Below are 12,616 nucleotides of genomic sequence, written 5' to 3' on the forward strand. Positions count from 1 at the left end.
TTAACGCCCGAACGGGTCTTCGGTTCCCGGCTCAGGACAGGCTGTTGCGTCCTTGTCGCCACAGGATCCACGCCAGCGGCAGGGTCCAGATCAAGGTCGCGGCGACCGCGATCTTTTCCAGCGCCCCATCATAGCTGTCGGGCGCCAGCTTGAAACCCGTGGCAAAGACGATCCACAGAATTGCGGATGCGATGAAGGCCCCGCGCAGCGCCGCGCTGATCCGCGCAATCGCTCCGGCCATGACCAGCGGCCCGGCAAGGTAGAGCGGGCCCAGCAAGAAGGTCAGCCAGACATGTACGGTCCAGTTGTCACCCTGTGCCGTCAAATCGTCCCAAAGGCCCAGCAGCGTGATCACGAGGGCCAGCAGCGCCAGTACGAACACCCCCAAGGACCACCAGAACCGCCCGATGTGGTAATGTGCCGTCCCGATGGACAGCGCCAGCATCCCGGTCGCGCCCAGATAGAACCCGGTGTCCATGATCCACTTGTGCGGCCCGCGCCCCAGGTCGCTGATCGTGTCGGCCATGAAATCATGTTCGGCGAACGCCATGGCCATCAGCATGGCGGCAAGGGGCGCGATGTTGCCAAGCGCCCCGACCGCCCCGCAAAACACCAGCAGTTCGGGTCGCAATTCGTTCAGGGCATCGTGGTTGCGTTCGTGGTCCATCAGATCAAGCCGCCCGGCCGTTGGATGTGTCGCGGTCGTCGCGCGCGGGCGTGTCCAATTCTCCGCGCAGGCGCGGCAGTGCCTGAGGGTACTCGGACTGGAACCATTCGATCATCTTTTCCCGAATTTCGCAGCGCAGGTCCCATGCCTGCGGCGAGGTGCGCGCACTCATCAAACCGCGCAAGGTGACGGTATCCTTGTCGGTGTCGGTCACTTGCAGGTTCGCGACCTGTCCGTCCCAATGGGGCGAGTTTTTCAGCAACTCCATCAGCTTTTCGCGCGCAGCACTGACGGGGACGGTATAGTCCAGATACCAGTGCACAGCGCCGATGATCGACGCGCTTTCGCGGGTCCAGTTCTGGAACGGCTGTTCGATGAAATAGGACAGTGGCACGACCATGCGCCGCCAATCCCAGATGCGCACGACGACATAGGTGGCAAAGATCTCCTCGATCCAGCCCCATTCGCCTTCGACGATGACAACGTCGTCCAGCCGGATGGGCTGCGTGATGGCGATCTGGATGCCCGCGATCAGGTTGGCCAGCACGGGCCGCGCGGCCAGGCCCAGGATCAGCCCCGCCGCACCGGCGGAGGCGAACAAGCTGACGCCGTAGCGCTGCACGCTCTCGAATGTCAGCAGGACGGCGGCGGCGGTGAAGATGCCCAGCACGATCACGGCGGTGCGTCGCAAGACGCGCACCTGCGTGACGTATTTGCGGGCGGCCAGGTTGTCGTCCGTGTCGAACCGGTACTTGCGCATCGACCGTTCGGCAAAGTGATTGACCAACAGGATCGCGGTCCAGCCCACAAGGACGATCAGAAGGATAAGCACCGCGTGCTGCAACCCGTCGTTCCAGAATGTCGGCAGGCGCACCGCAGGCAGGACGACGATCAGACCAAGCAGGACAAAGGCAAGCCGCATGGGCCTGCGGGCCCGGCGCACGGCGGACCCGGCCAGCCCGACATCGGCCCCGAACACCCGCGTCAGCACGCGAAACGTCAGCCAGTGCAGCAGAAGCCCGCCCAGAATGGCAAGCCCGACCGCTGCAAGGGGCAGCAGGAAGCCGGGTAACCCTTCGACCCATGTGATGGCATCCTGTGCCGCGCGTTGCAGATCGTCCAGTTCCATCTCCGGTCACCAGAACCAGATCACAAAGCCGGCGGTACAGATCACCAGCAACCCGGCCCACAGGGTGCGGTCCTGCCAGAAGGGGGTTTCGATGGTTGTGAACACCTCTCGCGCTTCCTTGCCTGACCAGACCAGATCGCCCACGTTTTCCTTGTCGTCGGGCGAGGTCAGGGCGGAAATGCCCATATGCGTGACGATCCCAAGGCACATCATGATGGTGGACATGATGGTATAGTGGATCTCGGGCAGGCCCAGATCGGCCCAGATGCCCGTCACCTCCTTCATGATGAACAGCGGAATGCCCACGACAAGGCCCAGCAGAATCGTCCAGAAGGCCCCGTTCCCGTTCAGCCACGGGATGAACAGGCCGAAGATATAGACCACCACGATGGTCGGGATGATGTAGGACAGCGACGACTGGAAATAGCTGAACAGACTTTCGAACCCGGCGATGGTCGGGGCATAGAGTGCGCCGAACACCATGACCACACCGGTCACGACCCGGCCCAGCCAGACCTGCCGCTCCTCGCTCACGTCCCAGATGGGTTCGACGAAATCCTTCACCACGAGGGTCGAGGCCGAGTTCATCGCAGAATCCAGCGACGACATGATCGCCGCGATCAGCGCCGCCATGATCAGCCCGCGCAGGCCGATGGGCATCAGTTCGAACGCGAGGGTGGGAAAGGCCAGGTCGGGCGTTTCAAGGTCTGGGTACAGTTTCAGCGCGATCAGCCCCGGCAGGATCATCAGAAACAGGTTGGGCAGTTTCAGGAACCCGGCGAACAGGGCACCGATCTGCCCTTCCTTCAGGTTCTTGGCGCCCAGCGTGCGCTGCACGACAAACTGGTTGATGGTCCAGTAATAGAACCCCAGCAGAACCACCCCCCACAGTCCCGTCCACGGCAGGAAATCGTCGCTTGGCGGCAGGATCAGCTTGGTCTTTTCCTCGGGGATGTCGACGAACAGCTCTTTCCAGCCGCCGATCTCGTCCAGCCCGATCCAGAACAGGGCCGCGGCCCCGATGATCAGCAGGATGGCCTGTACCGTGTCGGTCACGACCACCGCCGACAACCCGCCCAGAACGGTGTAGATGCCCGCCACCAGCGCCAGCACGGCGACGGCGGTCCACAGGTTCAGATAGCCGGTGACGTTCGAGATCACGAGGCCCCCGGCATAGAGCGCACCAGCCGTGTCGATGAACAGGATGGCCAGGATCGTGAACAGCGAAAACGCCCGGCGTGATCGGACGTCGTAGCGTGCTTCGAGGAATTCGGGAACGGTCGAGATCTTGGCCCTGAGGAACGAGGGCAGGATGAAGATCGCGAACAGGATCAGGACAAGCGCCGCCGTCCATTCATAGTTGAAGATGACAACGCCGTTGGAATAGGCACCGCCCATCAGCCCGACAAAGCTGGACCCCGACATGTTCGAGGCAAAGAGCGAGAAGCCGATCAAGTACCAGGGCAGGGACCGACCGGCGAGGAAATAGTCATCCGATCCGCCGCCGGATTTGCGCGACACATAGATGCCGTGCGCGATAACGCCGATGAAGTACACGACGACAATCGCGTAATCTATCCAATGAAGATCGAACTTTGCGTCACCCATGATAGCCTTCTGTCATCTGTACGCGGTGGTCGGCCGGTGGCGGGATCTTGCGCCGTCCGATGGCCGCCTGGGAATGTGCGGTGGAACGGAAACGCGGCCTCGGGACGTTTTCGTTTGGGCAATCAGCGCATGGGCGGCATCGGTCGGTGCGGCCTGGAAATGGCGCGGACCGGCACAGGTGCGCGTCGTTCAAAACTTGGAAAGAAAAATCGGCGGAAGGACTGGATCAGGTAATGCAGCATGGCGAACCTCTTTGAATGGGTCGGACGCAGCGGCCATTGCCACCTGTCCTACCTGTCAACGCCGTCCGTCGTGCTTCGGTTTCGGGGGATATGCATTTTGATGCCAGATGCCCCGCGATGGCCTTGATCGTATTGTGATTTTTTGCACGTGCGCGCCTTTACAGCGCGATGGCCTGCACGGCGATGGCCCCGGCATAGAGGCCCAGAATGGCCAGGCTCTCGCGCCCGATCCCGCCCGGGCCCTGCCGTTCGCGATAGAGCAGGCCAAGCAGCAGGATCGCCGTCATGATCATCCCCACGGTCAGCCAGAACAGGTCGCTTGTCTGGATCGCGTGGTAGATGGAGCCGTCCCGATATCCCACGTCCGATATCGTCAGGAACAGGGTGTCAAAGGTGTTGCCGCCGATGATCCCGCCCACGGCCAGTTGCAATGCGCCCCGCCGGACGGCGGCGATGGTCGTGACCAGTTCGGGCAGCGACGTCGCCACGGCCGTCATCAAGGCCCCGACCAGCGATGCCGACAGGTTCAGGCGGTCGGTCATTTCACCCCCGACCTGGCCGATCGCCCACCCGGCAGCACCCAGAAACAGCATCAAGACCGCGAATTGTACAATCAGCCCGGTCGCGCGCTGGCCCGGTTCATCGCCGTCGTCCGGCGTATCGGCGCGGGTGTCTTCGGTTTCGACCGGGCGCCACATCGGTTCCGCGCGCAGCCGCGACGTGGCGACGACGCCAAGACCGTAAAGCAAAACCAGCAGCAGGGACGCGGGGTGCACGCCCCATATGGCCACCTCAGGCGTGGCATAGGCGGCCAGCGGCACGCTCAGCAACAACAGCAGCACGCCGCATTGAAAGACATTGGCCAATTCCGCAGCCGCATGTTCAAGGTTGGCGCGCCGGTAGAGTATATCCGCCACGGCCAGGAACGCCGTCTGCGCCGCGATGCCGCCGATCCCGTTGGAAAAGGCAAGCGACGCGCGCCCGTCCAGCGCCGCCGTCAGCGATACGATTGTCCCGGAAAATGACGTGGCCGCCCCCAGAAGGACGCCACCCACGACCGCCTCGCCCAATCCGGTCCGGTCCGCGATCCGATCCGCAAGGTCCGTCATGCGCATGCCTGCAAACAGGATCACGGTCGCGGCGACCGCCCCGATGCCAAGCAAGGCCCAAAGGGAAAACGAAGACAGCATGGCCCGAGAACGCGCGCGGACGCCACTTTGTTCAAATTTCTGTGCCGACCTGACATGACCTCCGAACGTCACCGTCCATTTTCAATGGAACCCGCCATGGTTGCGTGACGTTGGTCTACCATTCGATCAACGGAGAGATATCCATGCACCACCGCTTTTCTCGACGCGCCGTCTTGCTGTCCATGGGCGGTGCGGCGCTTTCCGCATCCATGCCCGTCCGGCACGCCTTTGCACAGATGGACGCCGAACCGTGGGCGTTTCTGACCGATGACGAAGCGCGGTGGCTGGCGGCCATTGCGGACATCTTCATTCCCGAAGACGACCATCCCAGCGCCAGCCAGGCCGGCGTCGTGGACTACATCGACATGCAACTGGCCACCGGCTATGGGCAGGGGCAGGGACTGTACCTTCAGGGGCCGTTTCCCGAAGGCACGCCCGAGCAAGGCTGGCAACTGCCCGTGACCCCCGCCGAACTGATCCGCAACGGGATTGCCGCAGCGCGTGAGGAGACCGACCTTGCCACGCTGCCCGATACCGACCGGCTGACATGGGTCGAAGCGTTTTCGAAACGCGAGGATCCCATCGGAGACGCACCGGCGCAGACCTTCTTTGGCGAACTGCTCAGCCTGACGAAAGAAGGGTACTTCGCCGATCCCATCTACCTTGGCAATCACGATTACGCGGGCTGGCGCATGGTCGGTTTTCCCGGCGCGCACGCCTATTTCACCGAACGTGTGGGCGACAATGCCCCCACCAAACAACCACCCATGGGCATCGCGCACGGCCAGTTGGGCCACCGCGCGCCCCGTCCCATCAGTCAGGAGGGTTGAGCGATGGCCACCCGCACGCTTCCCAAAACGGATGTTGTCATTGTCGGCGGCGGCTGGACCGGCCTGACGGCGGCCTATGAACTGGCCCATGCCGGTCAACGCTGCGTCGTGCTGGAACGCGGGCAAAACCGCCATACGGCGACGTCCTTTGCCGGGCCCGAGGAACATGACGAATTGAAATATGCGCTGCGTCACGGCCATATGCAGGACCTCAAGAAGGAAACGCTGACCTTCCGCAACAACCGCGATCAGCAGGCGTTGCCGATGCGGCGGTTGGGATCGTTCCTGCCAGGCACGGGCCTGGGCGGCGCGGGCATCCACTGGAACGGGCAGATCTGGCGGCCCCTGCCATCGGACCTGGAAATGCGCAGCCATTACGAAGACCGGTATGGCAGCCAGTTCATCCCGGACGACCTGACCATTCAGGACTGGGGCGTGACCTATGACGAACTTGAACCGCATCTGGATTTCTTCGAACGGATCTGCGGCGCCGCCGGATACGCGGGCAACCTGAACGGCGAGACACGAGCGGGCGGCAACGTGTTCGAAGGCCAGCGCAGCGCCGACTATCCGAACCCGGCCATGAAACAGCCCATTTCCAACACGCTGTTCGGCAAGGCCGCGGAAAAGCTGGGGTACAACCCGTTTCCGATGCCTTCGGCCAACGTCACGCAAGCCTATGAAAACCCCTATGGCGCGCAGCTGCATCCCTGCACCTATTGCGGGTTCTGCGAACGCTTTGGCTGCGGGTATTTCGCCAAGGCCGACCCGATCATTTGCGTCTATGACCGGATCAAGGACCACGACAATTTCGAGATCCGGTTCGAGGCACAGGTCCTGCGGGTGGAGAAGTCGGAAGACGGACAGACCGCAACCGGCGTGACCTATCTGGGCGAAGACGGGGTAGAGGTATTCCAGCCCGCAGACACCGTCTGCTTGAATGCCTACGGCTTGTGGAACGTGCATCTGATGCTCGTCTCCGACCTGGGCAAGCCATACGACCCCGCCACGCGCACAGGGGTCGTCGGGCGCAATTACGCTTATCAAACCGTCGCGGCGGTCGATGCGTTTTTCGACTCCGATGTGATCACCAACCCATTCATGGGGGCCGGTGCGCTGGGCGTTGTGGTCGACGATTTCAATGGTGACAATTTCGACCACGCCGAGTTGGGATTTCTGGGGGGCGGCTATATCGCGTGCAAGCAATACAACGGTCGCCCCATCAGCTACCAGCCCACACCCGAAGGGACGCCCGCATGGGGGGGCGACTGGAAACGCGCGGTGCGCGAGAATTACAACCATCACGGTGATCTGGTCATTCACGGCTCGTCCGTGTCCACGCACGAAAACTACCTCGACCTTGATCCGACATGGACGGATGCGTATGGAAGGCCGCTGCTGCGGATGACGTTCAACTTCCCCGACAACGACCGGAAGATGGGCGATTACGTGATGAACCGCGCGGTCGAGATCGCGCAGGAAATGGATAACGTTACCTCTGTGTCCAGCGTCAACATGGCGGCGAAGGGCAAGGATTATTCCATCGTGCCCTACCAGACGACGCACAATGCGGGCGGGGCGGTTATGGGCACCGATCCGACCACCAGCGTTGTGAACCGCTTTGGCCAGATGTGGGATCACCACAATGTTTTCGTCTTTGGCGCGTGCCTGTTTCCGCAAAACCCCGGCTACAACCCCACGGGGCCGCTTATGGGGCTGGCCTATTGGACGCTGGATCACATGAAGACCGACTACCTGTCCAACCCCCGCCCGCTGATGGACGCCTGAAGGAGAGACACCGATGACCCGAAGACACTATATCGCTGGCGGCGTCGCCACTGCGCTTTCGATCGTGATTGTCGCCCCGCTGGTCGCCATCGCCCAGAACCGGGCAGAGCAGCCGGGCATCGGCGCGCTTGAGGCGAACCTCCAGGACGAGCGCGTTCTGTTCAATGCGACGGTGAATGAACCGGTCGATGACGATCTGCTGGAACTGGGCCGCCTTGTCGCCATGGGCGGCGCGGAACGCGGCGGTTCGGGCATGGCCTGCATCACCTGCCACGGGGCCAACGGTATGGGCGACGGGTCGGGCGCCTTTCCCCGGCTGGCGGGGCAGGCGGGCTGGTACACTTACAAGCAGCTGATCGACTACGCCTCGGGCGCGCGCCCCAATCAGGTGATGTCCGGCATCTCCCAACGGCTGACCGAACGCGAGATGGAAGCCGTCAGCGCCTATTACGCGGCCATCGACGCGCCCTATCACGAACCCGCGGGCAATGTGGACGTGGCCCTGCTGCAATGGGGCGGCCAGCTGGGCGCTGCCGGGTCGGCGGAAAAGGGCATTCCGGCCTGCGTGAACTGCCACGGCCCGTCGGGCACCGGCAATCCACCTTCGGTGCCGTATCTTGCCGGGCAAGACGCCAGCTACATGACCTACCAGCTTCAGCTGTGGCGCGACGGCGTACGCGACAATGATTCCATGAACGTCATGTCCTCCATCGCGTCCAAGATGACGGACGAGGACATGCGCGCCGTGTCCGAATACTACGCCCGCGTGCGTCCAACCGACCATATGGCCGACACCGCGCCACGGTCTGTCGACACGCCTGCGATTGCCGACTGACCGCCCATGTCGCGCAGGCGCACATATGTCGTGGCGACCGTTCTGGTGGCCTTGTCCTGTGCCGCGATGGGGTGGGCTGCGGTCCGTCCCGGTGACGGCATCGGCCACCGCACATGGGTGGCGGCGGGCGATGCCTTGCGCCATGTCGGCGACTGGTATCGCAGCGGTCCCGCAGACCGCCAACCGGACTGGGACGCGGCAAGCCTTGCCCTGCAGGGCGCCGATGCGTCGCGCGGGCCTGACCTGATGATCGCCCATGGCTGCGGGTCGTGTCACGTCATCCCCGGCGTGTCCGGTGCGCGCGGCACGGTCGGTCCGTCGCTCGCCGGTCTGCGGCACCGGTCCTATGTCGCGGGCGTGCTGCCCAATGACCCCGGATCACTGGTGCGCTGGCTGATGAACCCCACCGTGCACGCGCCGCAAACCGCGATGCCCGACCTTGGCGTGACCGAACGCCAGGCGCGCGACATGGCGGCCTATCTCTACACGCTTAGGGGCGGATAATGGAGCCGCAGGATCACACGCCGTCGACCCTCGATATGTACGGCTCGCAATCCGCGCTGAACCCCGTGGGCCTTGGCGCGGACCTGACACTGGATTTGACCGTGGCGATGACCATCGGTTTCGGCATCGTCTTTGTCGGGGTCATGGGCATCGTCTGGCTGGCCTGGCGACGTGACCGGCCTGCCGGCCGCTGGTGGGTCTGGTCAGGCGGCATCGTGCTGCCCATCGCAGCCATCCTTGTCCTGATGACCGCCTCGACCGCGATCCTGGTGGCCAGCACCCGCGCCGACGACCGGGCGCTGGTGATCGACGTCACCGGCCATCAATTCTGGTGGGACATTGTCTATGACCCCGGCGGCATCGCCCTGCGCGACGCCAACGAACTGGTGCTGCCCGCGGGCCGTGCCGTGACGCTGCGCCTGCGGTCCAACGATGTGATCCACTCGTTCTGGGTGCCCAGCATCTCAGGGAAAATGGACATGATCCCGGGCCGCGTGAACACGCTCACGATCCGCCCGGACACGCCCGGACGCTACCGCGGCCAATGCGCCGAGTTCTGCGGGCTCAGCCACCCCCGCATGGCGTTCGAGGTAGTCGTACTGGCACCGGACGACTTCGACCGCTGGCTGGTCGAGACGCAGGGCGAGGCGCGCGACGCGGCCAAGCCGGAACTGCTGGACGGCAAACAGGTGTTCATCGACTACGGCTGTGCGGCCTGCCATGAAATTCGCGGCGTGGCGGAGGGCGGGCGTCTCGGCCCCGACCTGACGCGCGTGGGCGGGCGCGCAGCGCTTGGCGCGGGCATGTGGCGCATGAACCAGGGCAACCTCGCGGGCTGGATCGCCGATGTGGGCGACATGAAACCGGGCGCGCAAATGCCCAGCTACAACCACCTCAGCGGGCCGGAACTGCGCGCCGTCTCCGCCTATCTGGCGAGCCTGAAATGACCGACACCCCGTTTGATCCGACCCCCGTGCCGCCCCCGCGCAACGACGCCTATGACGTGGCCCCCAAGGGCGAGCCGGACAAGGATTTCGAGGAGATCTGGGCCACGCCACCGGGCGCGCGCGTGCTGTCATCGGTCAGCCACCGCGTCGTGGGCAAGCGGTTCCTGATCACCGGCTTCATCTTTTTCCTGATCGCGGGCGTGTTGGCCCTGCTGGTCCGCCTGCAGCTGATCGTGCCTGAAAACACCTTTCTCGACAGCGAGACCTACAACCAGGTCTTCACCATGCACGGCACGATCATGATGTTCCTCTTCGCGATCCCCATGCTCGAAGGGTTCGCGGTCTATCTGATCCCGCTGATGATCGGCGCGCGCGACCTCGTGTTCCCCCGCCTTGGTGCGTTCGGATATTACTGCTACCTCTTCGGCGGCATCATCGTGCTGTCGTCCTTCATCTTCGATGCGGCCCCGGCGGGCGGGTGGTTCATGTATGTGCCCCTGTCCACCAGCCAGTACACCGAAGGGCTGAGCGCCGATTTCTGGCTGATCGGCATCACCCTGGCCGAGATTGCGTCCGTCACCGCCGCCGTGGAAATCATCGCCGCCATCCTGTGTTCCCGCGCCCCGGGGATGAGCCTGACGAAGATGCCGATCCTGATGTGGTATCTGCTGGTCACCGCCTTCATGATCGCCATCGGCTTTCCGCCCCTCATCATCGGCTCGATCCTGCTGGAGGCCGAGCGGCTGCTTGGCCTGCCGTTCTTCGACATCTCGGTCGGGGGCGATCCGCTGCTGTGGCAGCACCTCTTTTGGCTCTTCGGCCACCCCGAGGTCTACATCATCTTCCTGCCCGCCGCCGGGATGGTCGCCACGATGCTGCCGGTGTTCGTGGGCAAGCCGCTTTTTGGCTACGGTTTTGCGGTGGCGGCGGTCGTCACGATGGGTTTTCTCAGCTTCGGGCTCTGGGCGCACCACATGTTCGCGACCGGGCTGCCTGTGATGTCGCTGTCGCTGTTTTCTGCCGCATCCACCATGGTTGCGGTGCCCACGGGGGTGCAGATCTTCTGCTTCATCGCGACGCTGTCATTGGCGCGGCCCCGGCTGACGGTGCCGATGCTGTTCATCCTGGGCTTTCTGTTCATCTTTGTTCTGGGCGGCCTGACGGGCGTGATGCTGGCGGCGGTGCCGTTCAACTTGCAGGCGCATGACAGTTACTTTGTCGTGGCGCATCTGCACTACGTGCTGATCGGCGGCTTTGTCTTTCCGATGTTCGCAGCGCTTTACTATTGGGTGCCGCATTTCACGGGCCGCATGATGTCCGACACGTTAGGCAAATGGGCGTTCTGGCTGATGTTCGGGGGCTTCAACCTTGCCTTCTTCATGATGCACCTGACGGGGCTGCGCGGGATGCCACGGCGCATCGCGACCTATCCCGAAGGGATTGGGTGGGACCGGCTGAACATGCTGTCCACCATCGGCGCCTTCATCCTGGCCGCCGGGGTTGCGGTGTTCATCTGGGACTTCTTCCGCCACCAGCGCAAGGGGCGCGCGGCGGGGCGCGACCCGTGGGGGGCGGCCACGCTCGAATGGCTTTACCCGACAAATGCGCCCGGCTACAACTTCCGCGCCATCCCCGAGATCCGGTCGCGCGAACCGCTCTGGGACCAACCCGAACTGACGCAAGGCGACCCGGCGCAGATCGACGGCGCATTGCGCGCCTATCCCGATCACCGGCGCGAGACGATCGGCTCTGATCCCGTCAGTGGCGCGCCCATTCAAATCCTGCGCCTGCCGCATCCGACATGGATGCCGCTGGTGTCCGCCTTTGGTCTTGCCGTCCTCTTCGCTGCCACGCTGGCCTCGCTGTATTGGCTGTCGGCCATCGGTGCGCTGGTGGCCCTGGCGGGTCTGACCGGCTGGGTGTGGGAGCCGTCGGACAGCGGCGTCACCCGTGATATCGGTATCCGCGACGGCCTGCGCCTGCCGGTGAATGCCGTCAGCCGGTCCAGCCACCTGCATGTGGGGACGGTGGGCACGATCCTGATCCTGTTCGCACTCTACGCGTCACTCCTGTTCGCGGGCCTCTACCTGTGGAACGTCAAACCCAACTTTGCCGAGGCCACGCAGCGCCCTGCGCAAACCTTCGCCCTGCTGTCCTTCGGACTTGCCGTGGTGATGTTTGCGCTCAGCTGGATGGCCGGGCGCACGGCACTGTTGCAGGGGCCGCGCGCGCTGGGGCTGGTGGCGAATGTGCTGCTGGCGCTGACGGTGCTGGGCTTGGGCCTGTGCCTGTTCCTCGCGCTGCTGCCGGTCGATCCTTACAGCACGGCCTTTGCTGCCGTCGGTTGGGCGATTGGAGCATTCGTGGGCGCGCTGCTGGCCGTGACGCTTTATTGGTCGCTGTTCAATGCGCTGCGCAAACTGGTGGGGGCGGTGCGCCCCGGTCAGGGACTGCCCGATCTGCTGCTGGGATCCTTCGGCAAGGCAACGGCGACCATGGCGGCGATGACGGCGCTGGCCTATCTGGTCGCGGGGTCGCCGCAATGACCGGGCAGGTGATCCGCATCGCGCGCCCCGTCACGCTGTGGTCGCTGCACTTCATCGCGATCTACGCGCTGATCTCGGCCGCCTGCGCGCCGCGCGGGCTGATCGAGCCGGACATGATGCGCGGTGTTGCGGCCATCGTCACCGCAGGCTGCGCCATCCTGCTGCTGGTCTGGCTGGTGCTGGGCCTGCGCACGGCGCGCATGCTGGACGCGGATGCACCGGAGCGTCCGCTGAACGTGGCGGTGATCTGGTCGGCGCTGATTTCCCTGCTGGCCATCTTTGCAAACCTCTGGCCCGTGGCGGTGCTGGCCACCTGCGCGGGCTGACCGG

General features: G+C 64.1%; 11 protein-coding genes. 7 read left to right on the top strand and 4 right to left on the bottom strand.

Annotated features, from left to right (window positions below; genetic code table 11):
• Nucleotides 1-31: 31 nt before the first annotated feature.
• From BWR18_RS01705 to BWR18_RS01720, 4 genes are all read right to left on the bottom strand, one after another.
• Nucleotides 32-667: a DUF998 domain-containing protein gene (locus tag BWR18_RS01705; RefSeq protein ID WP_076626420.1), complete on the bottom strand. Its 636-nt coding sequence runs from the start codon at nucleotides 665-667 to the stop codon at nucleotides 32-34.
• A 4-nt stretch (nucleotides 668-671) separates the two neighbouring features.
• Nucleotides 672-1,796, bottom strand: coding sequence for a mechanosensitive ion channel family protein (locus BWR18_RS01710; RefSeq protein WP_076626421.1), 1,125 nt, complete (start codon nucleotides 1,794-1,796; stop codon nucleotides 672-674).
• A 6-nt stretch (nucleotides 1,797-1,802) separates the two neighbouring features.
• Nucleotides 1,803-3,404, bottom strand: a complete 1,602-nt coding sequence (locus tag BWR18_RS01715; RefSeq protein ID WP_076626422.1) for a sodium:solute symporter — start codon at nucleotides 3,402-3,404, stop codon at nucleotides 1,803-1,805.
• A 400-nt stretch (nucleotides 3,405-3,804) separates the two neighbouring features.
• The gene (locus tag BWR18_RS01720) at nucleotides 3,805-4,836 is read right to left on the bottom strand and encodes a sodium:calcium antiporter (protein WP_076626423.1); all 1,032 of its coding nucleotides are present in this window, start codon (nucleotides 4,834-4,836) and stop codon (nucleotides 3,805-3,807) included.
• A gap of 104 nt (nucleotides 4,837-4,940) precedes the next feature.
• On the opposite strand from BWR18_RS01720, the gene BWR18_RS01725 reads away from it, so the two are divergent.
• From BWR18_RS01725 to BWR18_RS01755, 7 genes are read left to right on the top strand one after another with little or no spacing between them, the layout of a single operon-like run.
• Nucleotides 4,941-5,666 (top strand): gluconate 2-dehydrogenase subunit 3 family protein, encoded by a 726-nt coding sequence (locus tag BWR18_RS01725; protein ID WP_254684916.1) that lies wholly within the window; start codon nucleotides 4,941-4,943, stop codon nucleotides 5,664-5,666.
• Nucleotides 5,667-5,669: 3 nt separating this feature from the next.
• Nucleotides 5,670-7,454: a GMC family oxidoreductase gene (locus tag BWR18_RS01730; RefSeq protein ID WP_076626424.1), complete on the top strand. Its 1,785-nt coding sequence runs from the start codon at nucleotides 5,670-5,672 to the stop codon at nucleotides 7,452-7,454.
• Between the two features lie 13 nt (nucleotides 7,455-7,467).
• Nucleotides 7,468-8,289, top strand: coding sequence for a c-type cytochrome (locus BWR18_RS01735; protein ID WP_076626425.1), 822 nt, complete (start codon nucleotides 7,468-7,470; stop codon nucleotides 8,287-8,289).
• A 6-nt stretch (nucleotides 8,290-8,295) separates the two neighbouring features.
• On the top strand, nucleotides 8,296-8,793 hold the full coding sequence (locus tag BWR18_RS01740; protein WP_076626426.1) for a c-type cytochrome: 498 nt from the start codon (nucleotides 8,296-8,298) through the stop codon (nucleotides 8,791-8,793).
• On the top strand, nucleotides 8,793-9,740 hold the full coding sequence (gene coxB, locus BWR18_RS01745; protein WP_083957608.1) for a cytochrome c oxidase subunit II: 948 nt from the start codon (nucleotides 8,793-8,795) through the stop codon (nucleotides 9,738-9,740). The genes BWR18_RS01740 and coxB overlap by 1 nt, the downstream gene beginning before the upstream one ends.
• Nucleotides 9,737-12,286, top strand: a complete 2,550-nt coding sequence (gene ctaD / locus BWR18_RS01750) for a cytochrome c oxidase subunit I (RefSeq protein WP_076626427.1) — start codon at nucleotides 9,737-9,739, stop codon at nucleotides 12,284-12,286. Before coxB ends, ctaD begins: the two co-directional genes overlap by 4 nt.
• On the top strand, nucleotides 12,283-12,612 hold the full coding sequence (locus tag BWR18_RS01755) for a hypothetical protein (protein WP_076626428.1): 330 nt from the start codon (nucleotides 12,283-12,285) through the stop codon (nucleotides 12,610-12,612). Before ctaD ends, BWR18_RS01755 begins: the two co-directional genes overlap by 4 nt.
• The last annotated feature ends 4 nt before the right edge of the window (nucleotides 12,613-12,616 follow it).

It is taken from the genome of Tateyamaria omphalii (assembly GCF_001969365.1).
In the GTDB taxonomy this organism is placed as follows: Bacteria; Pseudomonadota; Alphaproteobacteria; order Rhodobacterales; family Rhodobacteraceae; genus Tateyamaria; species Tateyamaria omphalii_A.

Excerpts from the sequence above, each read along its gene's own strand:
- BWR18_RS01735 (WP_076626425.1), top strand. The coding sequence starts at position 7,468 with ATGACCCGAAGACACTATATCGCTGGCGGCGTCGCCACTGCGCTTTCG.
- BWR18_RS01715 (WP_076626422.1), bottom strand. The coding sequence starts at position 3,404 with ATGGGTGACGCAAAGTTCGATCTTCATTGGATAGATTACGCGATTGTC.
- BWR18_RS01740 (WP_076626426.1), top strand. The coding sequence starts at position 8,296 with ATGTCGCGCAGGCGCACATATGTCGTGGCGACCGTTCTGGTGGCCTTG.
- BWR18_RS01730 (WP_076626424.1), top strand. The coding sequence starts at position 5,670 with ATGGCCACCCGCACGCTTCCCAAAACGGATGTTGTCATTGTCGGCGGC.
- coxB (WP_083957608.1), top strand. The coding sequence starts at position 8,793 with ATGGAGCCGCAGGATCACACGCCGTCGACCCTCGATATGTACGGCTCG.
- BWR18_RS01710 (WP_076626421.1), bottom strand. The coding sequence starts at position 1,796 with ATGGAACTGGACGATCTGCAACGCGCGGCACAGGATGCCATCACATGG.
- BWR18_RS01755 (WP_076626428.1), top strand. The coding sequence starts at position 12,283 with ATGACCGGGCAGGTGATCCGCATCGCGCGCCCCGTCACGCTGTGGTCG.
- BWR18_RS01720 (WP_076626423.1), bottom strand. The coding sequence starts at position 4,836 with ATGCTGTCTTCGTTTTCCCTTTGGGCCTTGCTTGGCATCGGGGCGGTC.
- ctaD (WP_076626427.1), top strand. The coding sequence starts at position 9,737 with ATGACCGACACCCCGTTTGATCCGACCCCCGTGCCGCCCCCGCGCAAC.
- BWR18_RS01705 (WP_076626420.1), bottom strand. The coding sequence starts at position 667 with ATGGACCACGAACGCAACCACGATGCCCTGAACGAATTGCGACCCGAA.